This window comes from Mesorhizobium sp. CCNWLY176 (genome assembly GCF_037153935.1).
GTDB classification, from domain to species: Bacteria; Pseudomonadota; Alphaproteobacteria; order Rhizobiales; family Rhizobiaceae; genus Mesorhizobium_M; species Mesorhizobium_M zhangyense.
This window is the reverse complement of record NZ_JBBBDZ010000001.1, coordinates 599,789-623,969: the sequence shown is the minus strand read 5'-3', so window position 1 is coordinate 623,969 and position 24,181 is coordinate 599,789. Positions and strand designations below refer to the sequence as shown.

Sequence of the window (24,181 nt, the reverse complement as noted above, 5' to 3'; positions counted from 1 at the left end):
GATGGATTAAGCAGTTCATGCAGAACATGAACTGCGTGGGCGCGTGATCGCAAAAATCGCAATCGACTTCCCGAAACGATTCAGCGCCGCCAACGTGGGAAGACGCCCAGCCTGACGCTAGTGCCGTATCATGCCGGCATCGACGTTCAGCGTCTGGCCGGTGATCCAGCGCGCATCGTCGGAAGCCAGGAACGCCACGACATCGGCGATGTGCTCCGGCTGGCCCTTGCCCTTCATGGCCTGAAGCATCTCGACAAAGCCAAAGGCCTCGTTATGCGGGCTGGCCTTGACGCCGTCGCTCTCGATCAGGCCCGGTGTCACCGCATTGGCAGTGATGTTGTATTTGCCGAGCTCTGTTGCGAGCGCCCGGGTGAAGCCGATGACGCCACCCTTGGCAGCGACATAGGCGGCCATGTTCGGCGTGCCGGCAAAGAAGGTGTTGGACGAGATGCTGATCACCCTGCCCGCCTTCTCCACGGCGCGCATCTGGTCGGTGGCGGCCCGCGTGACGATGAAGGTGCCGGTCAGATTGACGTCGATGATCTTGCGCCAGTGATCGAGGTCGACATCGTCCCAGGCAACGAAGGGAACGATACTCGCATTGTTGACAAGGATATCGACGCCGCCGAGCTTTTCGATCTCGGCAAACAGCGCTTTCACCGACGCCGGATCCGACACGTCGGCAGCGACCGCCTTCGCCTTTCCGCCGATCGCGGCAGCTGCCGTGTTGGCGCCTTCGCCATTGATATCGCTGACGACAACTGTGGCGCCATCGGCGGCCAGCCGCGTCGCGATGGCCTTGCCGATACCTTGCGCGGCTCCGGTAACCAGAGCGATCTTTCCTGCGAGCCGTTCAGTCATCGACATGTCCCCTTTGGTCTTTTGTTTGTGGAATTCATTTCAGGCATCAGCATCGATCACGGCGAGTGCTGCCTCGACGCCTTTGCCGACCTGAAGCTTCTGGCCGGCTGCGTTCATGGCACCGCCCAAAGCAGTAAGTGCTGCAATCGCATAGATTGGCTGAGCTGTCGGCCCCATATGGCCGATGCGCGTCAGCTTGCCGAGCGTCTCGCCCCGGCCCGAAGAAAACACCACGCCGTAGCGTTCGCGCGCGGCTTGCCGCAGCGCCTTTTCATCGACGCCTTCCGGCGTGCGGATGGCGGTCGTGGTCGGCGAAGCGATCTTTTCATTCGCAGCCCAGATCGACAGGCCCATAGCCTTCGCACCCGCGCGTGTCGCTTTGGCGGTTAAAGCATGACGCGCCCACACCGCTTCCGGCCCCTCGTTGAGATAAAGATCGAGCGCGACGTCCAGGCCATTCATCTCGGCAACGGAAGGCGTAAACGGAAACGGCTTTTCCTTCGACCAGGCATGCTCCCAATCGAGAATGCTCAGAACCGAGGCCCGAGGCGCCGCCCCATTGGCTTTCATCCTTTCCCAGGCCCGGTCGCTCACGCTCATCAGCGTCAGTCCGGGAGGCGCGCCGAGGCATTTGTTGGGGCCGGTCACATAGATGTCGGCCTTGCAATCCTCAGGATGCGTTTTCATGCCGCCGAAGGACGACACCGCATCGACGATCAGATAGCCGCCATGTGCCGCGACGATCGCTCCGATCTCGTCGATCGGGTTGATCGTGCCCGATGGCGTATCGTGATGGCAGACCGAGACGATGGTGATCTCGGGATGCGCCTTCAGCATGTCCGCGACCGACTGCGGATCGATCGCCTCATTGTAAGGCACCTCGATCTCCAGCAGGTTCGGCGAATAGCGCTTGGCCCAATAGCCGAACCCCTTGCCATAGACGCCGGACGCCAGATTGAGCACCACATCGTCCTTGGAGATGAGCGATGCGGCGGCAGCCTCCAGCCCCATCACCGGCTCGCCATGCAGCACGACCGGCTTGTTCGACAGACGCATGGCCTTCTGCGCCTTGCCTATGACCTTTTCGTAGAAGAGCTGGAACGCCGGATCGTAGTCGTAAAGCACCGTGCGCCCGAGCCCCCGCAGCACGTCGGGATAGGCGTTGACGGGACCGGCGGTGAGTGTGATCACCGGTTCTGCGTGGTCGGGATATCGCATGATCTGCCTCCGAAATGCCGGCCGTCAGCCGTAGAACTGCGTGCCGGTCCTGTAGGTTTTGAAGTTTTCCATGTCGTGGGAGTACATCAGTTCGGCCTCGTTCTCCTCGGCCAGCTTCTGCACCCGGCGCATCGAGCTCACGCCCGCCACCGGGTCGATATGGAAGGCTGCCTGACACAGTGTCTCAAGGCTTTTTTGTGTGTAGGCAGCGTCGATCGTGAAAAGGATTGGCTTGCGCTTGGGGAAATTGACCATCAGGCTGTAATGGCCGATGGAATGGCCGGGCGTGGAGATCAGCCTGACGCCCTTGGCGAGTTCGATATCGCCGTCGATCCCCTCGAAGGTCGAGTTCGCACGCGTGGTGCCGTCGAGCAGTTGCGCCGTTGCGCCGCGCGCTTCAGCGGCCTCTGCCGAGAAGCTGAGATCCGAATAGCCGAGATGCTCGAAGGGTTGCGGATTGCAGGCCTGCGGCACTTCGGTTTTGTGGCAGATCTTCTTGGCGTGCGGGAAATATTTGTTGCCGCCGCAATGGTCGAAATGGAAATGCGAATTGACGACGACATCAATGTCTTTCGGCTCCAGGCCCAGAAGCGCCAGCGCGCCGGGTATCGTCTGGTTCTTGCTCTGGATCGGCTTTTCGAAAGGCAGCACCTTCATGACATGGTCGTAGTCATAGCCGGTGTCGATCAGGAAACGGCCTTCGGCATGCTCGATCAGGATCGAATAGACGGGAAAGCGCACCTCGCCGCCAGGACCACGGTTCCAGAACACATGATAGCCATCGAGAACGAGCGAGCCGCCGTCGAGCAGATAGACCTTTGTGTCCGACATCTTTACCTCCTGTTGTCGCGGCTCCCCATTTGCCGCCTTGATTATTCTTCCAGCGTCAGCGGGCGCCGCGCTCATATGGAATGCCCAATGCTGCCGGCAGGCTGGCACGACGGCCGAACAGAACGAGCATGATCATCACCGCCAGGAACGGCAGCATCTGGATGACATCGGTCGGGATGTTGATGCCGGCGACCTGCATGGCCGTGGTCAGCGACAGGCAGACGCCGAACAGGAGCGCGCCAAACAGCACCCAGACCGGCCGGCCCCGCGCTAGCATCGCCAGCACGATACCGAGGAAGCCGGCGCCATTGGTGATGAACGGGATGAAGATGCCAGCCCCGACATTGGCGAGATAGGCACCGCCGAGACCGGCCAGCGCGCCGGTCGTCAGGACTGCGATCGTGCGGGTCCGCACGACATCGATACCGGCCACGTCGAGCGCTGCGGGCTTGTCGCCGGCGGCCTGAAGATTGAGGCCAAGCTGCGTGCGGCGATAGATGTAGCCCATCACGAAAACCAGCGCGATGGCCATATAGACGATCAGGTGCTGACGAAAAAGCGCAGGCCCCAGAATGGGGATATCCGCGAGAAATGGGATCACGGTCCTGTCCGCCGCCGGCAGGCGCGGATAGCTGCGCGAAAACTGGAAATGATGAAGCAGCGCTGTCAGCCCCTCGAGCCCGAGCGTCAGGCCGATGCCGATGACGATCTGGTTGAGACCCAGCCGTACACATAGCAGTGCCATGAGAAGCGCCACCACCATGCCGCCCAGCGCGCCGGTGAGAAAGCCGAGCCACAACGACCCCGAATAGAACGCACCGACGAAACCGAGATAGGCGCCGAAGATCATCATGCCTTCGATGCCGATATTGAGCACGCCGGCCTTTTCCGACATCTGCTCGCCCAGCCCGGCAAGAAGCAGCGGGATGGCGGCGGTGACGGCGCCGAACAGGAGTGCGCCGAGGAAGACTTCGCTGAACAGGCCCGTCATGACGTCACGTCTTTCGCGACTGGTTGTAGCGGTGGTCGATATATTCGGCGAGCGCCAGCATGATCAGAACGATGGAGACAAGCACGAGCGTGAAGTGATGCGGCACGCCGAGCCGCCGCGCGGCACTCTCGCCGCCAATCGACAGAACAGACAGCATGAACACGAAGCCGATTGCCGCGATGCCGTTCATGCGGGCGAGGAAAACGACCGGAATGACCGCCATCGCATAGGCCGGATTCCAGTCGGCCCTCACATTGCCCTGAACGCCGATGATATCGACGGCACCGGCCAGACCTGCCAACCCTGCCGAGATCGCGAACACCGCAATTGTGAGCTTCGGCACGCCGAGGCCGGCATGGACGGCGGCGCGCGGATTGGCACCGACGATCTGCAATTTCAGGCCGAATGCGGTACGCGTCATGACGAAATGCACTATGAGGATGGCGGCCAGACCAAGCAGGAGCCCGCTGGTAATCGTCGTATCAAACAGGCGCGGCAGGCGATCCTCGACCGGCAAAGTCCGTGTCTGCGGCACAGTGGTTGAAGGGTCGAGGAAAACGAGCTTCACCAGGACATTGGCGAGCGACGTGCCGAGAAATGTCATCATCAGCGTGGTGATGATCTCGTTGACGCCCTGATAGGCGCGCAGCAAGGCCGGCACGAGTGACCACAGCATGGCAATTGCGGTTGCCAGCAGGAAGGCGCAGAACAGGGCCAGCCATGCCGGCAGCACCTGAACGAGCAGCGGCCCGCTGGCAGCGGCAGTGACCGCGCCAAGCAGGAACTGGCCGTCGCCGCCGAGATTCCACATGCCGGCGCGAAACGCGACGATGAGGCCGGCTGCGAGGAAGAGCAGAGGCGCCATGCGCGTCAGCGTCTGCTGGACGCCGAGCGGCGACAGCAGCCCGCGTTCGAGAACAAAACCATAATAGGTCAATGGGTTGACGCCGACGGCCAGCAGGATGCAACCGGCTATTATCAGAGCGGCCAGGATAGGACCGAGCGTCATGATAATGCGGCGCTGGATATCGCGCCGTGCAGGCGTGCCATTCGATGTATCGAGAGCGGTCGCACTCATGGCCTGTGTCTCCGCGCTCATGCCGCCAGCCCGATCATCAGACGGCCAACCCGTGTGCGGGCGTCACCCGTGTTTTCGACCGTACCGACCAACCGGCCGCTCGAAATCACGGCAATCCGGTCGCACATGCTCAGCAGTTCCTCGAGGTCTGTGGAGATGAGAAGGACAGCCAGACCCCGCGCCGCGATTTCCCGAATGCGCTGGCGTGTTGCCAAGGTGTTGGCGAGATCGAGCCCATAGGTCGGCTTGTTGAAGATAACGGCCTTGGCGCCTTCGGCCAGTTCGCGCGCCAGCAGCACCTTCTGGATGTTGCCGCCGGACAGGCGGCCCACCGGTGTCTTCAGGCTCGGCGTGCGCACATCGTATTCGCGAACCAGTTCGCCCGCGCGTTTGTCGATCTCGGCGCGCTGCTCGATGCCCGAGCGCCAGAAGGGAGCAGCGCCCACCTGTTTCAGGAAGAAATTGATCGACACGGGGAATGACCCCACGGTGCCCTCGCCCAGCCTGTCGTCGGTCAAATAGCGCAGCCCGCTCTCACGGCGTTCGCCGACGCTCAACCCGTCGAGCCGTTTTCCTTCCAAAGCAATCGTACCGCCAGAGGTCGGAAGCTGCCCGGCCAAGGCCTCGGCGAGTTGCTTCTGGCCGTTGCCGTCGATGCCGGCAATGCCGAGCAGTTCGCCCGGGCGAATGTCGAAGGATATCGCAGAGAGGCCCGGCGTATTTGCAGTTGCGGGCACTTCGATGTCGCGCACCTCCAGCAGAGGTGCCGCGCTTGCAGGCAGCACACGCGGTGCCTTTTCCTCCGCTTCGGGGTCATCCTTGCGCTTGCCGAACATCAGCTCGACGATTTCCGAGATGATCTCGTCCTCGCCGAGCGCGCGAAAACGTTCCGGCGGAATCTCGCCGACCTTGCGGCCAAGCTTCAGAACCGAAATGCGGTCGCCAAAGGCCGCCGCCTCCTTGAGCTTGTGAGTGATGAAAACAATAGCCAGGCCCTGTTCGACAAGACGGCGCATCAGCGCGCCCAGTTCGTCGATGCCTTTCGGCGTCAGCATGGAAGTCGATTCATCGAGGATCAGCAGCCGGCTGTTGCGCACCAGCGCGCGCAGGATTTCGACCTGCTGCTGCTCGCCCAGCGAAAGCTCGGATATCCTGGCATGGAGATTGATCGTGATGCCCAGCGTGCGGCTGATCTCGGTAACGCGCGCTTCCAGCTCCTCGGTCTTGGGGCGTTGCCACCACGACCCGCCAAGCAGAAGATTTTCCGCCACCGTCAGCGTCGGCACCAGCATCATGTGCTGGAAGACCGTGCCGATGCCGAGCGAAAGCGCATGGCGCGGCGACGTGATCGGCGTTGGGGTGCCATCGACCAGAATACGCCCTTCGTCCGGCTGCTGAAGGCCTGACAGCATGCCGATCAAGGTTGATTTGCCGGCGCCGTTTTCGCCCAGCAACACGTGAACTTCGCCGGGCCGGATCGCCAGGTCGACGCTGTCATTGGCGACGATACCGGGGAACCGCTTTGTTACCCGATCGAGCACGACGATGTCCGGCGTTGCCGCCGGTGATATTGAAACATTGGTCATGATACGCCCAGCGTCAGAGCATGAAATCAAACTGGAGGGGCAGCACATTGGGCCCCTCCAGCCTATGGCGCTCGTGGCTATTCGCTCACATTCGTCATCAGGGCACGCACGGCCGTCGCTTCGAACACCGGCTCGACCTTGATCTTGCCGGAGATGACATCCTCGCGCAGCGCCTGGACTTCGGTCCAGACATTGTCCGGGATCGCCGCCGTCTTGAGCAGCTTGACGGAATCATCCTTCAGGCCGATCGAGTAGCTCTTGGTGCCGAAGGTATCGGCCTTCAGGTCGTTGATCATCGCCGTGTAGACGGGCGTGATGTTCCAGACCACCGAAGAGAGCAGGAAGCCCTTGTCGATGGGCGTCTTATCGCCGATCACATCGATGAAATAGACCTTGCCGCCATCGGCAGCCTTGGTCGTTTCGACCGCCTGCAGCATGCCGAAGCTGGAGCCGTTGCCCTGACCGAAGATGATGTCGGCACCAGACGCGATCACGCTTTCGGTGACGCGCTTGCCGCCGGCAGCGTCGCTATAGGCGGCGGGTCCGATAACGGCATAGGTGACCTTCACATCCGGGTTCTCGGCCTTGACGCCCTGAGCGAACCCTGCCGACTGCGAGTTCCATGACGGCGGCTCGCCGGAAACGACGATGCCGACGGCCTTGGAGCGCGTCATCTTGGCGGCAAGACGGCCGGCAAGATAGGCGCCTTCATGGCCGCTCAGCGTGTAGTCCGCGACGAGGCCCTTCTTGAGCGCCGACGGCGTGTCGACGATCGCCACCGGAACCTTGAGCTCGTTGGCGATTTCAGGCGCCGACGTGTTGTAGCCGCTGGCATGGGCGATCAGCAGGCTTGCGCCCTCTTCCGCCAGTTCGCGAAGCGTCGGGCGAACGTCGCCATAGCCGAGACCCTGGGCGACCACGACCTCGACACCAGTCGCGGCAGCCGCTGCCTTGGCGGCATCGACGCCCTGCTGGTTCCAGCCGTAGTCGGTGCCTTCTTCAGGCGTCAGGATGGCAATTGATTTCACATCTGCGGCAATAGCTCCGCTCAACATGAAACCAGTCAATAGAATTACACTTACACTGCTCTTCAGTACGCGTAACATTTTACCCTCCGTTGGTTTATACTTTCCAATCACATCAACAATTATTCTTATTATTGTTGCGCATAAGCGATATATACTTATAACTCTCCTTGTTGATGGAGAGAGACAAGATTCATGTTGAAAGTTTTTCTGCCCCTGATGCTGACGCTGGCCACTTCGGCCCAGGCGACCGAGTTGCGGCACATCACCGTCAGAACAGGCACGGACGGGCTCTCGCCAGTTTCCTTGACTGTCGCCAATGCTGGCAAGGAACCCCTCGCCTGCAACGCCGACATCGCCCATTGGTATTCTGTCGAACTCACAGCCGTCGCACCCGGCAAAGCCGCCCAAATCGAACTCTGGTTCGACCCCAAGAGCGGGACATATGCGGCGCTCAACGACAAGCGCGAGAACCTGCCGGTCGAGCGCCTGTGGTGCGGGATCGAAGGCCGTGCATATGCGACACGCTCACAGATCGCGCTCGACCATGGCGCGGCACCCGCTGCCCTGCAGCTGACCTGCTCGGACAAAACCGGACGCCTGGTCTGCGAGTGAGCGGTGGCGCGTTTCATTTCGCCACCTTCGCATCCACCAGCGTCTTGAGGCGCTGATACTCTTCCTTCACGGCCGGATTGGCATCGACAAGCGTTCCGGCGAGCGTATGGAATTCGCCTTCCATCTTCGCCTGGTCTTCGTCGGACAGCTTGTTGATCACGCCGCCATTGTCGGCCCAGACCTGATAGGTCTTCTGGACATTGTCGACACCCCATTGAAACACCGAAGTCTCGGCGGCGCGGCCCGCATCGACGATAGCCTTCTTGACCTCGTCGGTCTGCGACTGGAACCAGTCCTCGTTGACGACGGTGACGGAGACGATCTCGGCAAAGCGCAGATCGGTGATGTTCTTGCCGACATCGTAATATTTGAACGCCGTCAGGATCGGCATGCCGACCAGCATGCCGTCGAGGCCGCCAGCTTCGAGCTGCGGGATGACTTCGGTCAATGCCAGCGGCAGCGGCGTGGCGCCGACCAGTTCCATCGGCTTGATCTGCATTGGCGACGCAAACGTCCGGATCTTCAGGCCCTTCAGCCCATCGAGAGTAGTAACCGGCTTCATCGTGAAAACGACGGTGGGGCTGTTGTAGATCGCGCCGATGACCCGAAGACCCTTGTCGAGGAACATTTCTTCGAGACGCGCGCGGTACTCGGGGTCATGAATTGCGTTGTCGACATCCTGCGGCGTCTTGAACAGGCCCGGAACATCGAAAGCCTGGAAGCGCGGATCGACATTGGTCATGAAGGAGGTCGGTGTGGTGAATGCTTCGATGGTGCCGAGCAGCACGCCCTCGGCCATGCGCGGGATCGCGCCGAGCTGGCTTGCCGGGTAGATTTCGGTCTTTACCGCATCGCCGACGCGGGTTTTCAATTCCTCGGCGAAAACCTTCTGCCATTCATGCTGGACGTCATTGATCGTCGCCGATGCCAGCTTCATCGTGCTTTGTGCGGCAGCCGGCTGGGATGCCATTGCCAGTGGCAGCATGACCAAAGCCGTGGAAAAAGCGGCGGCCTTGAGAAGTTTCGAAAGCATCACGTTCCCCATTTTCTTTTTTAAAGCGACTGGCCGAGCATCAAGGAAAGCGCCGGCACATAGGTGATGATCAGAAGTGCAGCGACCTGCACGGCAACGAAAGGCAGAACTCCCTTGTAGAGCGAGTGAGCAGGCAACCCGGTGACGGACTGGGCGACGAAGATGTTCAGACCGAAGGGCGGCGTGAACATGCCTATCGCCAGATTGACGGTCATGATGATGCCGAAATGGATCGGGTCGATGCCCAGCGAAATCGCAATCGGTACCAGCAGCGGCGCGAACACCAGGATGGCGGAAGTCGGGTCGAGGAAGCAGCCGATGATCAGCAGCACGACATTGACCGCCAGCAAGAAAGTCATCGCGTTCATGTCGAGCGCCTGAATCCAGGCGACGATCGCCTGCGGCACACCCTGTGTCGTCAGCACCCACGTCACGACACCAGCGGTGGCAACGATGATGAGAATCTGCGCCGACAGCATCGCCGAGTTTCCGGCAGCGCGGATGATATCGGCCCAGTTCATGGTGCGATAGACGAAGCGTGCGACGACGATGGCATAGAGACAGGCAAAGCCACCGGCTTCAGTCGGCGAAAACCAGCCATTGTAGATACCGCCGAGGACGAAGACGGGCATCAGAAGCGCTGCAATCGCGTTCTTCGTCGCGAGCCAGGCTTCCCTGGGATCGAATCGCCCGACTACGGGGATTCTCAGAACGATGGCGACGACTATGACGAATATGCACATCATCAGCGCCATCAGCAGCCCGGGGATAACACCCGCCATGAACAGCCGCGGTATCGATTGCTCGGCGGCAAGGCCGTAGAGGATCATGGCGATGCTGGGTGGTATGACGATGTCGATCGCGCCACTGGATGCGAGCAGTCCGGCAGAGCGTTCCTTGCCGTAACCCGAGCTTACCAGCTTGGGATAAAGCGTCTTGCTGAGGGCTGCGACCGCCGCGACACTGGAGCCGGAAATGGCGCCGATGACAGTCGAGGCGCCGACCGTGGAAACCGCAAGGCTACCGGGCAGACGTCCGACCAGTGCCAGCACCCAGGTGATCAGCCGCGAGGCGATGCCGCTCGTTCCCATCAATTCGCCTGCAAAGACGAAGAAGGGGATCGCAAGCAGCGCGTAGTTGTCGAACCCACCGAACAGAACCTGATGCAAGGCAACCGGCGGCGTCGGCAGCACGAAGAAAAAAGTGACTGCAACGGCTGCGAGAAAGACCAGGAATACCGGCGTGCCGAGCGCCAATAGAAGAACCGGAAGGATGGCCAGGGAAGCGGTCATGCGCCCGGCTCCTCATGCGAATCGTTGCGCACAAATGCATTGAGATCGCGCGCGAGCATGATCGCCGCAGTCACCGTCAGCCCGGCAAAACCGACAAGCAGCGCGGCATGCGGGATGGTCATGGGAATGCCGAGTCCCATGCTCGTGGTTCCGAGCCGTCCGATCTTCGTGACGAAACCGTAGGAGGCATAGGTCGCATAAGCGCAGGCCAATACGCCGGCAAGGTCATGGATGATGTGCAGCAGATGCCTGAAGCGGCCCTTCGCATAGGACGGCAGGAGATTGACGCTGATGTGGTCGCGGTTCGCCAGCGACAGGATCGCGCCGGCCATCACCACCCAGATGATGGTGTAGACCATCAGCTCGTCGGTGCCGGTCATCGAGAAGCCGAACAAATAACGCCCTGTCGCGTTGACGACATTGATGCCGACGACAATCAAAAGGGCAACACCCAGAATCCAGTGAAGGGCCTTGCCTGTGCGTTCCGCAACCTGCGGCAGGCTCTCCCCCAATCTGCTACGGCCTTGTGTCTCCCTCACAGCCGATTGCATCGATCACTCCCGGCCTTCGAGGATGCGCCGCACGGCGACCAGTTTTTTCGCTCTTTCGCCCTGCAACGCCGTGATTTTCTCAGGCGTGTAGGAGAACATGCCCTCGCCCGACTTGATGCCGAGCTTGGAGGCGCTGGTTCTTTCCAGGACGATCGGCGCGACATCGTCGCGGTTGGAAAGATCGGCGTTGAGGAAAGACGAAACTGATTTGTAGATATCGAGGCCCGCCATATCGAGCAGCGCCATTGGCCCGATCACCGCAATTTTGTAGCCGATACCCCAGGAAACGCAGGTGTCGAGATCTTCCGGCTCGATAACACCACGCTCAACCAGGTCGACCGCCTCGCGCAACAGCGCATAGAGCACGCGGTTCTCGACGAAGCCGGGAACGTCCTTCTTCACCACCACCGGAAGGAGGCCGATTGAACGTATCAGATCGCGGATGGTCGCGACCGTTTCGGGAGCGGTCTTCTCGCCGCCGATCACTTCGATCATCGGCACGATATGCGGCGGGTTCGACCAATGCATGCCGACCATGCGCTCAGGATGCGAGATATGCGCCTGGAGCTTGGTGATCGGAATACCTGATGTGTCGGACGCGACAATCACCGAAGGCCCGATCAGCGGATCGATAGCGCGATAGGTCTCGGCCTTGATATCGATGTTTTCCGGCACGTTCTCGATGACGAGATCTGCACTTTCTACGGCCTCGGCAATGCTGCGCACGAAGCGCACCGCACCGGCACCTTCGGCAGGTGCCTGTATGTCGAGACGGTCGAGAACGCCTCCGGCAATATCGAACATGCCGCGGGCACGCTCGATGGCGGCTTCCGAAATATCATACGCCGCAACCTCCAGCCCACCACGCGAAAGTCGCGCGGCGATGCCGGGGCCCATCGTTCCCAATCCGATGAGGGCGACGCGCTTGATCATCATGCAGCCTTCGTCGACTGTGCCGCACCCGTAGCGACGAGGAACGCAGGACGCTTGGCGATGGCAGCAACCCAGCGCTCGAGGTTCGGCAATGAGGGCCGCTCAATCTTGAAGTCGACGCAGCGCTTGAGGATCGGCGCGCAGGCGATATCGGCGAGGGTCAGCTTGTCGAGCGCCAGGAAATCCTTGCCATCAAGATGACCGTCGACAATCTTGAGCTGGGCGACAAGGTCGCGAACCTGCTCCTTGTACTCGGCCGTCTGCTCTTCCGGCGGAAGCTTCGCGCCTTTGAACGCCGCGAGATAGCCCGGATTGACCGCGGCCAGCAGGAAGTCCATCCAGCGTTCGACTTCGGTCTTTTCGGCAGGCGCAGCACCAGTCAGATGCTCGCCGCCGAAAGCCGCGAGGTAGCGCAGGATCGTGTTCGATTCCCAGATCACCGCATCGCCATCGACCAGCGTCGGCACCTTCGATGTCGGATTGAGCGATTTGTATTCGGCGGTCTGGGTGTTCTCGAACTGCCGGCCATAGTCCTCGCGCTTGTAGCGCGCGCCGAGCTCTTCCAGCATGAAGAGCACTTTTTGAACGTTGCCCGAAGTCTGGCGGCCTAGAAGCTTATACATATCCTGCGTCTCCTCGATGGTTTGTCTGGCTTACGCCTTGCCCGCCGCGAGCGGTTTGTAGACGATGGCGTCCATTTCGATCTTGGTGTTGATGACGGCTCTTGCCTCGACAGTCGTACGGGCGAGCACGGCGTCGCCGATGCCTTCGAGGAAGGCCCTGTTGTAGCGGCCGAAGTCGCGCGTATCCTCGAGATAGGTTGTGATCCGCACGACATCCGAAAGCGTTGCGCCCTCATGCGCGATCACCCGCTCGATCGTCTTCAGCGTCGCCAGCGTCTCTTCCTCGATCGTGCCCGAGATCATGTTGTTGTTCTCGTCCTTCGGCACCTGACCGGAAACGAATATGTAGTCGCCGGCGCGCACCGCCGGATGAAACGGCAGGTTCGGGTTTTTCTTGCCGATGGCGTAGTGGGTGGCGGATTTTCTCGTGCTGTCGGACATGGCCGAACTCCTAGAGAACGCTTGTTTCGATGATGTCGACGCCACGGATGCGGTCGATGAGATAGACGATGCCGCGATCGTCTATCGTCACGTCGTTGGACGAAGCGCGATCCGCGCCCGCAGGTGCATCCGGCATGAAATGCCCGACCTCCTTCGGCGCGAACGGGTCGGCGATATCGACCAGCCGCAGCCCCTGCGCAAACCAAGCAAACGGGATGATGGAGCCCGTGAAGCGTTCCGAGGGCTGGTGGCAACCCGTCATCGGCGGCTGCGGTGCGCCGTCCGGATCGAGGCCGGGAACCTGGAAGGTCGAAATCGGCAGCGGGTTGGTCTCGTCGGTTATGTCGTAGATCCAGCTGAAGGACGGCGGCGAGGGTCGCAGCTTCGCCACGTCCTCATCCGCCACCACCATGATGTTGCGGCCCTTCAACGGCTGCGGGATGGGCAGGCAGGTATGGGTCGGGTGCGGAAAGCTCGGGCTCGAATTCACATGGCTAATAAGCGTCGGGCGGCTCATATCCGAGATATCGAGAATGAACATGCCGTGATGCCAGTAGCTGACATAGAGCCGGTCGCCCATGCGGATCGGATGATGGCAGCGCGGCGTAACATAGTCGTGCCACGGATATTCTTCACCGCCGCCGGTCCATTGTCCCGGTATCCACCAGCGCCCGACCTCGACCGGGTTCACCGGGTCGATCAGATCGAGGATCATCACGATATTGCCGACATAGCCTTCGGCGGTCGGCGAGATATAGGCATAGCGGCCGTCATAATCGTAACGGTGGACGCCCTTGCCGCCGGTGATCCATTTGGAGATCAGCTTCGGCTGTTCCGGCTTGGTCGTATCGTAGATCGCCAAACCACCACCGAAATCGGCCGGTCCTTCACTGCCGAAGCGCTCGTGATTGATGATCATCAAGCCGTCCTTGGCGCGCACCTTGTGCGAATGCCAGCCCGGCGGTACATCGACGGTTGCGATCTTCTTCGGATTGCGCGGATCGGAAATGTCGACCAGCGTCGTGCCGCTCGGCGGCCGCATGTGGCCGATGTAAAGGATGTTGCCGTCGACCCAGACCTGGCCGCCGCCGGGGCAATCCACATGGCCGATATGCTTTGTGTTGAACGCGGATACCAAATGCGTACGCCTTCTTGCTGGTGCGTCACTTAAGTGCCGGCGCGGCAGGACCGCGCGCGGCTATGCTTACGGGATCAAACGAGGCGCAGCAGATCGCCGGCCTGGTTGCGACCCCAACGCTTGTAGAGAAGCAGCGCCTTCTGGGTCGGAGCATCCGTTGCACCGAAGAAGATCACCGGTTCGGTCGAGGAACCGTTGACGTGCTCCACCCACGAACCGCCGGGGATGGCGATCGTATCGAACTGGTTCCAGTCGTAGCGCTTGCCGTCGATGATCGAATGGCCGTTGCCGCGGAACGGCGACAGAAGCAGGCTGGCCGTCTCGCGCTGCGGCAGCGTCTTTTCGCCGGGACGAAGCATCTGGACGTAGAAGTTGATCGTGTGAAAGACAGGGCCTCCGGTCGTCGGATCGACATAGTCGATCACGATGCCTTCATGCGGATCGCCATCCCAATCCTTGTGGGCGTCGAGGATGGCTTCCATCTTTTCCCAGCGGTAGACATACATTGGTGAAGACAGTCCGCCGCCGCGCTTGTGGTCGACGAAGCGCGGCATCAAGCCGCCTTCACCATAGATGCGCTGGGAATAATCGCTCGGGAAGCGCGCGGTCTGTACCTTCTTCTCGACTTCATTACCGTCCACCATCTCGGTGTATTTGTGATCGAAATGAACGGCATGCAGCGTTTCGACAAGCGGCAGGTCCAGAATGGAAAGATTGACCGCCTGCTCACCGCCAACCGTGCCGTGATTGTGCCAGGCATCGTTCGGGGTCAGAACCATGTCGCCAGGGCCGAATACTACGTCCTCGCCTTCGACGCCGGTGAAGTTACCCTTGCCGGTGAGGCCGAAGCGGATGGCGCTCGGCGAATGCTTGTGCGGCGGCATGATCTCGTCTGGATCGTTCAGGCGGTAGGCCGTGTACATGGTGCTAACCGAGGCGCGCTTGGGCGCAAGGCCTGGATTGACGAGGATCAAAGAGCGGCGCTCGCTGTCGTCCATGGTGACGAGTTCGGCGGCGCGCTGCAGCAGCGGTTCGATATCCGTGTAGGACCAGACGAACGGAACGGCCTTCGACGTCGCCATGAGTTGCTTGATCTCGTCATGATCGACACCTTCGCTGGTCGCCCAGAAGGGGAACATGTTCTTCGAGTAGAGGTCGTCGTAAAGGCCTTTGAGGGCGGCCTTCTTGTTGGTGATGGTATCGTTTGCTGGTTGCGCCACGGACATTTCAGACACCTCGGAACTGGAGGACAGATCGTTTAACCAACTCAACCGTATTAGGATTGGTTTTCGTCCACAATCCCTTATTTAGCAATTTTTGGATTTTTTGGTTGAGCCAGACTTTAGTCAGAAAGTCGCCCAAATTACATGCACGGCGATCAAAAATTTAGCCATTTGTACCAATACTTGGTGTTTTTTCGAGAAAATGCGTGAATCAACGCGTACGCATCGGGGCGCCCCGATGTGTCAACCAAAAACTCCTAAAATTTCAACCAAAAGCATTTTTTGGTTGAAAACCGATTGTCAACCGCTAGGCGGCGACACTCTGCTCGACCCGTTGTCGGATCAAATCCGACGCCTTTTCGGCGATCATGATGACCGCCGCATTGATGTTGCCGCAAACGAGATCCGGCATGACCGATGCATCGACCACGCGCAGCCCGCCGACGCCGCGAACGCGCAATTCCGGATCGACGACCGACTGTCGGTCGACGCCCATGCGGCAGGTGCCGGCGGGGTGATGGACGGTGATCGACGTCTTGCGAATGTGTTCGTCGATCTCGTCATCGCTCTGGCAGTTGGGCCCGGGAAAGAACTCCGCTTCGATGTACGGCTTCATGGAGGGCTGAGCCGCGAGGTCGCGCGCGACACGAAAACCGGCGCGCAACGATTCCCAATCACGCGGCGAAGACAGGAAATTCTGGTAGATCAGAGGCGCGGCCAACGGGTCAGCCGAAGCGAGCTTGACGCTGCCACGGCTTTCCGGCTGCACGGCCACGATGCGCGTCGCGAAACCATCGGCAAAAGGCGCTTTGAACGGCGGCATGTAAGGCCAGGCCGCAAGCGGTGCCGCGGTGAAAAGCAACTGCACGTCGGGCAAGGGCCGGCTGGCGTCGCTTTTCAGGAAAGCGACCACCCCGCCTGGCACATCTCCGGAAAAGCCGCGTCCCGTCAGATAGGTTTTCACGAAATCAAGGCCGATCCTGTCGGCGCGCATCATCTTGAGGAACGGACCCGGCTCCTTGCGGCGATACATCAGGATGACGGAGACATGATCCTGCAGATTCTTGCCAACTCCCGGCAGGTCGACCTTGGTTTCGATGCCGAATGAGGAAAGCTCCTCACCGCCGCCAATACCAGATAGCATAAGGAGTTGCGGCGTGTTGATGACGCCACCGGCCAGCAAAACCTCGCGTCGCGCAAAGGCCTGGAAAGGCGCGCCGTCACGGCTATAGGCAATGCCTGCCGCCCTGCCGTCCTTCAGCAGGATTTTCGTCGCCATCGCCTTGGTCAGCACGGTGACATTGCCCCGGCGCATGGCCGGGCGCAGATAGGCCGAAGCCGTCGAGCAACGGCGGCCGTTCTCGATCGTCATCTGCAGGCGGCCGAAACCCTCCTGGGTAGCGCCATTGTAATCGTCGGTCTGGGGATAGCCCGCTTCGCGGCTGGCCGTTGCGAAAGCTTCGATCAAACCGTCCTTGTAGCGGCAGAACTGGGTGCTTAGCGGACCGTCACCGCCGCGGTAGTCGTCCGCGCCGCGCTCCCAGCTTTCCTGTTTCTTGAAGTAGGGCAGAACCCGTTCATAGGACCAGTCGAGCAGGCCATTCGCAGCCCAGCGATCATAGTCGCCGCGATTGCCGCGCACATAGGCCATGGCATTTGTGGATGAAGAACCGCCAATGACCTTGCCGCGCGCGCATTCGACCTTGCGGCCGCCGACATTGGCTTCGGGTTCGCAGAAATACATCCAGTCATGCCGGCGCTCGGTAAGGATCTTGCCCCAGCCGAGCGGGATATGGATCATCGGATCGCGATCCCAGTCCCCCGCCTCCAGCAGCAAGACAGAAACCGACGGATCTTCGCTCAGGCGGTTGGCCAGCACGCAACCTGCCGACCCCGCTCCCACGATGACATAGTCATAGGTCTCGCCTGCTTGCATGCTTGTTCCCCGGGATGATTGATCGCCCTCTTAGCGGGGCTCGTCGGCCATTTCCCGACCACCTCAGTCAACCACTGCTCAACTGAGGTTGTCAACCACAAGATATCCAGCTAATTTGGTTGAATTGGTTGAACATGGGTTTCCTTCATGTGCCGCGTTATATTATAACTGAAGCACCTCTTCGCTGGCGGTCGTCCGCACAAACGGATTCAGGAGATTTTGTTTTGACTGCATTCAAGCCAACCATCGTCCCGTCCGAGGTCGACGACGTCATCTCGGCCATTCGGCAGATTCAGGAAGAAAGCGGCAAACTGCCTTCGGAGCGCGATCTCGCCGACCTCCTGAACGTCAAGCGCCACCAGCTACGCAAGGCGCTCGATGCCATGCGGCGTGCCGGCGACCTGGGACCAGTGCGCGCCAGAAGAGCGCCGACCGCAATGCCGAAATATGGCGAGGAGCTGGTCAGGGTGACCAATCCGATCGAGGTCCTGGAGTTGCGCCTGATCATGGAGCCCGGGCTGGCGCGTCTGGCATCGCTGCGCGCTTCCGCTTTCGAGATCGCGCGCATCATGGAAGCGGCCACCACGCCGGAGAATGCTTCGTCCGGCCAGATCGACCTGGCGTTCCACCTTGCGATCGTCGGGGCCGCGCGAAATCATCTGGCCAGCGAATTCTACAAGATGCTCAGGCAGGTTGGCGTCGACGCCCGCATGAAGATCGCCCGCACCGCCGAGCCCACCTGCCCCAAGCGTATCGCCCAGCGCGATGCCGAACACCGGTTGATTGCCGAGGCGATCTCCCAGCGCGACCCGGAAGCGGCGGAGGCCGCCATGCGCGCGCATCTGCTTTCCGTGCAGAAACAGATCACCGAACGTTCGAACGCCGGCGCTTTCGCCGCCTGACCTCATCTCAAACCTGAAATAGCGATCCGGCTTCGCGCGGAAGGGGAACTCGTGGCTCGACATTTCGATGTTTTGGTTATCGGCGCCGGTTCGGCTGGCTCGGTGATCGCCAGCCGGCTGAGCGAAGACGAAACCTGCAATGTCGGCCTGATCGAGGCAGGCCAGATGCCTTCCGATCCCGATATTGCCGATCCGCTGAAGTGGACGATACTACAAGGCCGTGACTATGACTGGGCCTATCGCACTGTTCCGCAGCCATATACCGCGAACCGAATTCACGAATGGCCGAGAGGACGGATCGTCGGCGGGTCGAGCTGTCTCCATGCCATGGCCTATGTGCGGGGACACCCCGCCGATTTTGACGCGTGGAAGGAGGCCGGCGGCGAGCGCTGGTCCTATCAAGGCTTGCTCCCCGGTTTCATGTGCAGCGAAGCTTTTATCACGTTCGACGCACCGACACGCGGTCGCTCGGGTCCGCTCGATGTCCAACTGCCCGACGAAGAAGTCAGCCCCGTCGTTCGTGCCTATATAGCGGCAGGCAATTCGCTTGGTATCCCCACGCTTACCGACCACAACAGCGGCGAACTGATCGGCACGACGCCCAATTCCCTCAACATCCGCAACGGTCGTCGGCTCAGCGTCGCAGACGCCTATCTGACAGCCGATGTCCTTGCCCGCAAAAATCTGACACTGCTCACCGGCTATGAGGTCGAGCATCTGGTCATAGAAAGCGACCAGGCGGCGGCGGTCATCTGCGTCATCGATGGCGTGACGGAAAGAATATCGGCGGATCGGATCGTGGTTTGTGCTGGCGCAGTCTCAACGCCGCTCATCCTGATGCGATCGGGCATCGGTGACCCCGCAGTTCTGAAACAGGCGGGCATCGAATGCATTAGCGAACGAAGGGAAATCGGAGCCAACCTGCAAGATCATCTCCTGGCGCTTGGCAATGTCTATCGCTCGAAGAAACCCGTTCCACCTTCACGCCTTCAGCATTCGGAATCGCTGATGTATCTGAACAGCGAGAACCTCTCTGGTTCAACAGGCGTGCCGGACATCGTTCTCGGCTGCGTCGTAGCACCTTCAGCGGCAGAGGGCCTGAACGCGCCCGCTTACGGCACCGCATATACAATCCTGTGTGGGGTAACCCATCCGACAAGCCGTGGCCACATTCTGCCCGGTGGACCAAACCGTACCGACCGTCCAATCATCGATCCGCATTATCTCGAGACGGAACATGACCGCCTCACCTTCCGTAAAGCACTGAAGATCGCGCGCGAGGTCGGCAGTCAGCCTGCTCTCGACGAATGGCGCGACACAGAAGTGCTCCCCGGTCTGGTCGTGCGATCGGATGCCGAACTCGACGCCTTCATCGCCAGAGCCGCCTCCACCCATCATCATCCCGCCGGCACCTGCCGAATGGGCATGGATCAGCATGCCGTCGTGAATCCTGATCTTCGGCTGAACGGCATCGACAACGTATACATTGTCGATGCCTCCGTCATACCGGCAATCCCGAGCGGGCCCATCAATGCGGCCGTGGTTGCGATTGCAGAGACGTGGGCGGCACTCGATCTAGCCTGACCCAAAGCGAGAGACCCGAAGATGCAAGACTCTGGTTGCTCGAGCAGCTGAAAAACTCTGCCGTTCCTTGCCAGAACGACAGAGCCTCCCTGCTTTCACGCAAGAAAACCGGCGGATTCCCGCACCTCGATCACAGTTGGCCGATCCGCTGCAAGGGCTGCGGTCACAGCCTGTTCCAGCGCCTCGATGGACTGCGGAGACGCTGTGCGGCAGCCATAGGCTTCGGCCAGCTTGATGAAATCGGGGTTATGCTGGTTGACGCCGATCGTCGGGATCTTGCGTGAAATCATGCCGTCCCGGATTTGTGCGAGGCTGTCATTGTTCCACAGGATGATTGCCATCGGCAGCTTCTGCTCGACCGCAGTGCCAAGCTCCTGCAGTGTGAACTGGAAACCGCCGTCACCCACGACGACCATGACCGGCCGCTCGGGGGCTGCGATCTTGCCGCCGATCCCTGCCGGCAACGCATAGCCGAGCGTGCCGTAGCCGGCCGGGAATATCCACTGGCGCGGACCAGCGCAGGGATAGAAGGCATATCCGGTGTAAGCGAGCTGCGTCATATCGGAATAGACAACGCCATCGTCCGGCATGGCGCGCCGAAGCGCGTCCAGCACTTTCACATGCTTGCGCTCCAGTGGCGTCAAGGCTTCGCGTTCCGCCGCGCGTATGCGCGCAACCTGATTGTGACTTTCCTTGCTTGGTATGCTCGCGGGCAGCGCGGCAAGAATATCGGCAAGCGCCAGAGCTGCATCCGCCTCGATAGCGACCGCCGCATCGTAATCGCGAACCAGCACCTCGGGGTCTATATCGATGCGGATCATCTTGCCGTTCATCGGCAGCGGGCCGTCGAGCCAGATGTCGGGTTCGGCAAGCTCCGTACCGATGCAAAGGACGACGTCGGCCTCGGCGATCATTGCCTGTGTGGCCGGGCGATCGAGCGTCGCCTCCAGCGCGAGCGGATGGGAGTCTGCGATGACACCTTTGCCGGCGATGGTCGGAACCACCGCCGCGCCCAGTCTCTCGGCCAATGCGACGAGCTGGGACGAAGCCCGGACACTGCCGCCGCCGGCTATGATCACGGGACGCTTTGCTTCCGCAAGAAGTTTGGTGGCATCCGCAATTCCGGCGCTGGCCGGCGCGCGGCTGCCTCGCGCGGCGCGGCGCGTGACCGGCTTGTCGTCAATCGCAGTCAACACGTCGAGCGGGATCGAGATGTGAACGGGACGCGAGCGACCGGACTCGAACAGCGCAAAAGCTCGAGCCACATATTCGCGAACCTGATCCGGGCTGGTGGCAATCGCAGAGAAAGCCGTCAGCGGCGCAGTCACCTGCGATTGGTCGGTAATTTCGTGCAGCCGACCGCGGCCCATGCCAAGATCCTTGGTGGCTGCCACGCTCGAAATCATCAGCATTGGAATGCTGTCGGAATAGGCCTGGCCGAGAGGCGTCGCGGCGTTGGTGACGCCAGGGCCGGAGATCAGCAGGCAGACGCCTGGCTTGCCCGACATGCGGGCATAACCGTCAGCCATGAAGCCCGCGCCCTGTTCGTGACGCACGCCGATATGGCGCATGCCGGCGTCGTCCATGCCACGATAGGCTTCGAGCGTATGGACGCCGGGCATGCCGAAAAGCGTGTCGACACCGTAGGCACGCAGCAACTGCATGAGCCGGCTGCCGCAGGAGATTTTGTCTGTCATTTCAGGTGCTTCCTTGCATTACTTCAGCGGGCGGCGTCCATCAAACCCGACATGATTGAACCGAATTCATCAGCGACGACGAGCAATGATGCGCCCAATTCCGCAGCATGAGTCCGCTCGGCACGCGTCCAGGCCGGCATGATCCACGGCTTACCGGCAGCTTTCGCCGCCGCAGCGATGCGCCGGATATCGGCCTTGTCCTCGTCGGTGTTACGGTATGCGCCACGACCACTGTCGAGCGACAGATCGCTCGGGCCCACGAAGACGCCGTCGACTGTCGGCAGCGCCAGAATGGCTTCGATATCGCGAAGGGCAGCTGCCGATTCCACCATCGGATAACAGCGGGTGTTTGCGTTCTCGCGCTCGTAATAGTCCGGCGAGACGACATTGTAGCGTGCCGGCCGCGTGCCCGAGAAACTGCGGTTTCCCAGCGGCGGGTACTTCGCTGACAGGGTCACGCGGCGTGCATGTTCGAGATCGCCGATATGCGGAATGATGACGCTGTCGCAGCCCATATCCAGCGCCTGCTGGATCGGGATCGCTTCCGGCCCGAGCACCTTGGCGTGCATCTTCATGCCCAGCGCCTTGCCGAGCGCGACGATGCGGTCCGTCGCCTCGAGGTCGAACAGCCCGTGTTCGATATCCATCACGATATGCCGGTAACCGATATCGTGAGCAATCTCCAGCATCGCCTGATGCGGGGTCGAAAGCCAGACCATGAAGTTTTCTATTGTATCAGCCATGGGAAATCTGGTCCTGCTTGTTACGCTCAGCGATCATTGCGGCGACATCGACGAGATCCTGAAGCCGTTCGCCAGCCTCGATGCGCTTGATCCAGCCGCCCTCGTCCTCCTGGTCCGCAAGTGCGACATCGGTCATGCCCGCCACCTGATCGGGCGGCAGCACGAGCACGCCGCAATCGTCGGCAAGCACGGCGTCACCGGGGTTGACCGCAACACCCCCGCAAGCGACCGGAATGTTGAAACCGCCGCCGAAATTCAGGAGCTTAGTGGTGATAGGCGACACACCCCGTGCCCATGTCGGCACGCCGGCGGCGCGGATGGCTGCCGGGTCGGTGATCATACCATCGACGATGACGCCGGCCAGCCCGCGCACCTTCGCGACGGCCGCCATGAAGCCGCCCCACGGGGCATGGCGCTTGTCGCCGCAGCGGTCGATGACCAGCACGTCGCCGGGCCTCACGCGATCCATCGCATAATAGAGCAGCGTCGAGTCCGGACCGGCGATGGAGACGGTTACGGCAGTGCCGGCTATCCGCACGCCATCGATCAGCGGCCGTATGTCAGTGCGCATGAAGCGGTCATGCAGATAGTGGCCGACGGTCGCGGCCTCGACCTTTGCGAAGCGCGCCAGAAGTGCGGGATCGAGCTGATCGCAAACGTCGCCGATGCGGTAGGAGGTTATGCTCATTTTTTGTCCTGATCTGATAGAAGATGGATGGCTGAAGAAGGGCAGAACAAGCTGACCTTCTCGCCGATGCGCAGCACGCTGTCGGCCCGGCTGTTGCGGACCCTCACCGTCATTGCCTCGCCCGTTTGAAGACGAATATTGTAGAGGCGGTCCGTACCGACATAGACGGCGCTTTCCACCTTGCCGGCAAAGGCTGCATCGTCGGCGCTATCGCGCATGAAGGTCAGTGCTTCCGGACGCATGGCGATCGTGCAGTCCTTGCCTGCCGGCAGCTCAGCGTTGGTTTTCAGTTTCAAGCGCGTGTCGGCGGCCAGGACTTCGACGACACCATCCTGCCGCTCCAGAACTGTCGCAGACAGCATGTTCATGTCGCCGATGAAGCCAGCAGTGAAGCGATCGGTAGGGCGCTCGTAGATGCCGACGGGGTCGTCAATCTGCCGAACCACGCCTGTGCTCATCACGGCGATGCGGTCCGACATCGTCAGCGCTTCTTCCTGATCGTGCGTGACGAAGATGAAGGTGATGCCGAGCCTGCGCTGCATCTCCTTGACCTCGATCTGCATCTCGCGCCGAAGCTTGAGATCAAGAGCGCCGAAGGGCTCATCCAGCAGGAGAACGGAGGGCTCGTTGACCAGTGCCCGCGCCAACGCGATACGCTGCTGCTGGCCGCCGGAAAGTTCCGATGGTTTCCTGCCGGCGGCGTGGCGCATGCGCACCAGATCCAGCGCTGCCGCGACCCGGTCGCCGCGTTCGCTGCGCGGCACCCGTTTCACGGCGAGCCCGAAGGCAACATTGTCTTCAACAGACAGGTGCGGAAACAGTGCGTAGCTCTGAAAGACCGTATTGGTGTTTCGCATATGCGCCGGCAGCCCCGAAACGTCGTGGCCTTCCAGCAGGATTTTCCCCGCAGTCGGGCTTTCAAATCCTGCGATCATCCGCAGCGTCGTGGTCTTGCCGCAACCCGAGGGGCCGAGAAAGGTGAAGAACTCGCCTGAAGCTATTTTCAGGCTGAGATGATCGACGGCATAGGCGGGAGGCGTGGCCGAGGTGTCGAACACCTTGCAGACGTCGACCAGTTCCACGGCTGGGCGCCCGGTTTTGTCCGGTTCGCTCTTTTTGTCGTTAGGCATTGGGAATGTTGTCCCCGATGGCGGGTCAAAGTAAATCCGTGACAGACCAGCTAGTGGCCGAC

The 24,181-nt window shown here is 60.9% G+C and carries 23 protein-coding genes; 3 read left to right on the top strand and 20 right to left on the bottom strand.

What is annotated here, in order from left to right; genetic code table 11:
* Nucleotides 1–117 precede the first annotated feature (117 nt).
* The 7 genes from pldH to WBQ96_RS02740 all read right to left on the bottom strand — a co-directional run bounded on the left by pldH (nucleotide 118) and on the right by WBQ96_RS02740 (nucleotide 7,593).
* A complete protein-coding gene (gene pldH / locus WBQ96_RS02770; RefSeq protein WP_165116883.1) occupies nucleotides 118–861 on the bottom strand; it encodes a pyridoxal 4-dehydrogenase, SDR-type in 744 nt (247 codons plus the stop codon).
* A gap of 39 nt (nucleotides 862–900) precedes the next feature.
* Complete coding sequence (gene ppaT, locus WBQ96_RS02765) at nucleotides 901–2,079, bottom strand: pyridoxamine--pyruvate transaminase (RefSeq protein WP_165116884.1); 1,179 nt, start codon at nucleotides 2,077–2,079, stop codon at nucleotides 901–903.
* A gap of 24 nt (nucleotides 2,080–2,103) precedes the next feature.
* Nucleotides 2,104–2,910, bottom strand: coding sequence for a 4-pyridoxolactonase (gene pldA / locus WBQ96_RS02760; RefSeq protein WP_165116886.1), 807 nt, complete (start codon nucleotides 2,908–2,910; stop codon nucleotides 2,104–2,106).
* A gap of 55 nt (nucleotides 2,911–2,965) precedes the next feature.
* Complete coding sequence (locus WBQ96_RS02755; protein ID WP_165116888.1) at nucleotides 2,966–3,901, bottom strand: putative B6 ABC transporter permease subunit 1; 936 nt, start codon at nucleotides 3,899–3,901, stop codon at nucleotides 2,966–2,968.
* A 4-nt stretch (nucleotides 3,902–3,905) separates the two neighbouring features.
* Nucleotides 3,906–4,979, bottom strand: coding sequence for a putative B6 ABC transporter permease subunit 2 (locus tag WBQ96_RS02750; RefSeq protein WP_442920782.1), 1,074 nt, complete (start codon nucleotides 4,977–4,979; stop codon nucleotides 3,906–3,908).
* 17 nt (nucleotides 4,980–4,996) lie between these two features.
* Nucleotides 4,997–6,565, bottom strand: coding sequence for a putative B6 ABC transporter ATP-binding protein (locus WBQ96_RS02745; protein WP_165116892.1), 1,569 nt, complete (start codon nucleotides 6,563–6,565; stop codon nucleotides 4,997–4,999).
* 77 nt (nucleotides 6,566–6,642) lie between these two features.
* Nucleotides 6,643–7,593, bottom strand: coding sequence for a putative B6 ABC transporter substrate-binding protein (locus tag WBQ96_RS02740; protein ID WP_442920783.1), 951 nt, complete (start codon nucleotides 7,591–7,593; stop codon nucleotides 6,643–6,645).
* Nucleotides 7,594–7,785: 192 nt separating this feature from the next.
* Between WBQ96_RS02740 and WBQ96_RS02735 the strand changes: the two genes are divergently transcribed.
* Nucleotides 7,786–8,205: a hypothetical protein gene (locus WBQ96_RS02735; RefSeq protein WP_165116896.1), complete on the top strand. Its 420-nt coding sequence runs from the start codon at nucleotides 7,786–7,788 to the stop codon at nucleotides 8,203–8,205.
* A gap of 13 nt (nucleotides 8,206–8,218) precedes the next feature.
* Here the strand turns inward: WBQ96_RS02735 and WBQ96_RS02730 are convergent, their stop codons facing one another.
* From WBQ96_RS02730 to WBQ96_RS02690, 9 genes are all read right to left on the bottom strand, one after another.
* Complete coding sequence (locus WBQ96_RS02730) at nucleotides 8,219–9,238, bottom strand: TRAP transporter substrate-binding protein (protein ID WP_336546625.1); 1,020 nt, start codon at nucleotides 9,236–9,238, stop codon at nucleotides 8,219–8,221.
* A gap of 20 nt (nucleotides 9,239–9,258) precedes the next feature.
* Nucleotides 9,259–10,530: a TRAP transporter large permease gene (locus tag WBQ96_RS02725; RefSeq protein WP_336546626.1), complete on the bottom strand. Its 1,272-nt coding sequence runs from the start codon at nucleotides 10,528–10,530 to the stop codon at nucleotides 9,259–9,261.
* Nucleotides 10,527–11,081, bottom strand: a complete 555-nt coding sequence (locus tag WBQ96_RS02720) for a TRAP transporter small permease (RefSeq protein ID WP_336546627.1) — start codon at nucleotides 11,079–11,081, stop codon at nucleotides 10,527–10,529. Before WBQ96_RS02720 ends, WBQ96_RS02725 begins: the two co-directional genes overlap by 4 nt.
* A 3-nt stretch (nucleotides 11,082–11,084) precedes the next feature.
* Nucleotides 11,085–12,014, bottom strand: coding sequence for a 5-formyl-3-hydroxy-2-methylpyridine 4-carboxylate 5-dehydrogenase (fhmpcd1, locus tag WBQ96_RS02715; protein ID WP_336547232.1), 930 nt, complete (start codon nucleotides 12,012–12,014; stop codon nucleotides 11,085–11,087).
* On the bottom strand, nucleotides 12,014–12,637 hold the full coding sequence (locus tag WBQ96_RS02710; protein WP_336546628.1) for a glutathione S-transferase family protein: 624 nt from the start codon (nucleotides 12,635–12,637) through the stop codon (nucleotides 12,014–12,016). The genes fhmpcd1 and WBQ96_RS02710 overlap by 1 nt, the downstream gene beginning before the upstream one ends.
* A gap of 30 nt (nucleotides 12,638–12,667) precedes the next feature.
* Entirely contained in the window at nucleotides 12,668–13,078 is a 411-nt protein-coding gene (locus tag WBQ96_RS02705) for a RidA family protein (RefSeq protein WP_165116907.1), read from the bottom strand.
* Nucleotides 13,079–13,088: 10 nt separating this feature from the next.
* Nucleotides 13,089–14,216 carry an LVIVD repeat-containing protein gene (locus WBQ96_RS02700; protein WP_336546629.1) on the bottom strand — a complete coding sequence of 376 codons (1,128 nt, stop codon included), beginning with the start codon at nucleotides 14,214–14,216 and terminating at the stop codon, nucleotides 13,089–13,091.
* A gap of 74 nt (nucleotides 14,217–14,290) precedes the next feature.
* Entirely contained in the window at nucleotides 14,291–15,442 is a 1,152-nt protein-coding gene (locus WBQ96_RS02695) for a cupin domain-containing protein (RefSeq protein ID WP_336546630.1), read from the bottom strand.
* Nucleotides 15,443–15,746: 304 nt separating this feature from the next.
* Nucleotides 15,747–17,375 carry a GMC family oxidoreductase gene (locus tag WBQ96_RS02690; RefSeq protein ID WP_165116913.1) on the bottom strand — a complete coding sequence of 543 codons (1,629 nt, stop codon included), beginning with the start codon at nucleotides 17,373–17,375 and terminating at the stop codon, nucleotides 15,747–15,749.
* 224 nt (nucleotides 17,376–17,599) lie between these two features.
* On the opposite strand from WBQ96_RS02690, the gene WBQ96_RS02685 reads away from it, so the two are divergent.
* A complete protein-coding gene (locus tag WBQ96_RS02685; protein WP_165116915.1) occupies nucleotides 17,600–18,277 on the top strand; it encodes a FadR/GntR family transcriptional regulator in 678 nt (225 codons plus the stop codon).
* A gap of 51 nt (nucleotides 18,278–18,328) precedes the next feature.
* The gene (locus tag WBQ96_RS02680) at nucleotides 18,329–19,861 is read left to right on the top strand and encodes a GMC family oxidoreductase N-terminal domain-containing protein (RefSeq protein WP_165116917.1); all 1,533 of its coding nucleotides are present in this window, start codon (nucleotides 18,329–18,331) and stop codon (nucleotides 19,859–19,861) included.
* 95 nt (nucleotides 19,862–19,956) lie between these two features.
* Here WBQ96_RS02680 and WBQ96_RS02675 read toward each other — a convergent pair whose 3' ends face one another.
* Genes WBQ96_RS02675 through WBQ96_RS02660 form a run of 4 tightly spaced genes read right to left on the bottom strand, consistent with a single transcriptional unit; the run spans nucleotide 19,957 to nucleotide 24,119 of the window.
* A complete protein-coding gene (locus WBQ96_RS02675; protein WP_336546631.1) occupies nucleotides 19,957–21,558 on the bottom strand; it encodes a 5-guanidino-2-oxopentanoate decarboxylase in 1,602 nt (533 codons plus the stop codon).
* A gap of 23 nt (nucleotides 21,559–21,581) precedes the next feature.
* Nucleotides 21,582–22,301, bottom strand: coding sequence for an HpcH/HpaI aldolase family protein (locus WBQ96_RS02670; protein WP_165116921.1), 720 nt, complete (start codon nucleotides 22,299–22,301; stop codon nucleotides 21,582–21,584).
* On the bottom strand, nucleotides 22,294–22,989 hold the full coding sequence (locus tag WBQ96_RS02665) for an RraA family protein (RefSeq protein ID WP_165116923.1): 696 nt from the start codon (nucleotides 22,987–22,989) through the stop codon (nucleotides 22,294–22,296). Before WBQ96_RS02665 ends, WBQ96_RS02670 begins: the two co-directional genes overlap by 8 nt.
* Nucleotides 22,986–24,119 (bottom strand): ABC transporter ATP-binding protein, encoded by a 1,134-nt coding sequence (locus WBQ96_RS02660; protein WP_165116925.1) that lies wholly within the window; start codon nucleotides 24,117–24,119, stop codon nucleotides 22,986–22,988. Before WBQ96_RS02660 ends, WBQ96_RS02665 begins: the two co-directional genes overlap by 4 nt.
* Nucleotides 24,120–24,181 lie beyond the last annotated feature (62 nt).

Coding starts and splice junctions, on each gene's coding strand:
- WBQ96_RS02735 (WP_165116896.1), top strand. CDS start 7,786: ATGTTGAAAGTTTTTCTGCCCCTGATGCTGACGCTGGCCACTTCGGCC.
- WBQ96_RS02755 (WP_165116888.1), bottom strand. CDS start 3,901: ATGACGGGCCTGTTCAGCGAAGTCTTCCTCGGCGCACTCCTGTTCGGC.
- WBQ96_RS02720 (WP_336546627.1), bottom strand. CDS start 11,081: ATGCAATCGGCTGTGAGGGAGACACAAGGCCGTAGCAGATTGGGGGAG.
- WBQ96_RS02665 (WP_165116923.1), bottom strand. CDS start 22,989: ATGAGCATAACCTCCTACCGCATCGGCGACGTTTGCGATCAGCTCGAT.
- pldA (WP_165116886.1), bottom strand. CDS start 2,910: ATGTCGGACACAAAGGTCTATCTGCTCGACGGCGGCTCGCTCGTTCTC.
- WBQ96_RS02725 (WP_336546626.1), bottom strand. CDS start 10,530: ATGACCGCTTCCCTGGCCATCCTTCCGGTTCTTCTATTGGCGCTCGGC.
- WBQ96_RS02675 (WP_336546631.1), bottom strand. CDS start 21,558: ATGACAGACAAAATCTCCTGCGGCAGCCGGCTCATGCAGTTGCTGCGT.
- WBQ96_RS02730 (WP_336546625.1), bottom strand. CDS start 9,238: ATGCTTTCGAAACTTCTCAAGGCCGCCGCTTTTTCCACGGCTTTGGTC.
- WBQ96_RS02690 (WP_165116913.1), bottom strand. CDS start 17,375: ATGCAAGCAGGCGAGACCTATGACTATGTCATCGTGGGAGCGGGGTCG.
- WBQ96_RS02695 (WP_336546630.1), bottom strand. CDS start 15,442: ATGTCCGTGGCGCAACCAGCAAACGATACCATCACCAACAAGAAGGCC.
- fhmpcd1 (WP_336547232.1), bottom strand. CDS start 12,014: ATGATCAAGCGCGTCGCCCTCATCGGATTGGGAACGATGGGCCCCGGC.
- WBQ96_RS02670 (WP_165116921.1), bottom strand. CDS start 22,301: ATGGCTGATACAATAGAAAACTTCATGGTCTGGCTTTCGACCCCGCAT.
- WBQ96_RS02745 (WP_165116892.1), bottom strand. CDS start 6,565: ATGACCAATGTTTCAATATCACCGGCGGCAACGCCGGACATCGTCGTG.
- WBQ96_RS02710 (WP_336546628.1), bottom strand. CDS start 12,637: ATGTATAAGCTTCTAGGCCGCCAGACTTCGGGCAACGTTCAAAAAGTG.
- WBQ96_RS02750 (WP_442920782.1), bottom strand. CDS start 4,979: ATGAGTGCGACCGCTCTCGATACATCGAATGGCACGCCTGCACGGCGC.
- ppaT (WP_165116884.1), bottom strand. CDS start 2,079: ATGCGATATCCCGACCACGCAGAACCGGTGATCACACTCACCGCCGGT.
- pldH (WP_165116883.1), bottom strand. CDS start 861: ATGACTGAACGGCTCGCAGGAAAGATCGCTCTGGTTACCGGAGCCGCG.
- WBQ96_RS02660 (WP_165116925.1), bottom strand. CDS start 24,119: ATGCCTAACGACAAAAAGAGCGAACCGGACAAAACCGGGCGCCCAGCC.
- WBQ96_RS02705 (WP_165116907.1), bottom strand. CDS start 13,078: ATGTCCGACAGCACGAGAAAATCCGCCACCCACTACGCCATCGGCAAG.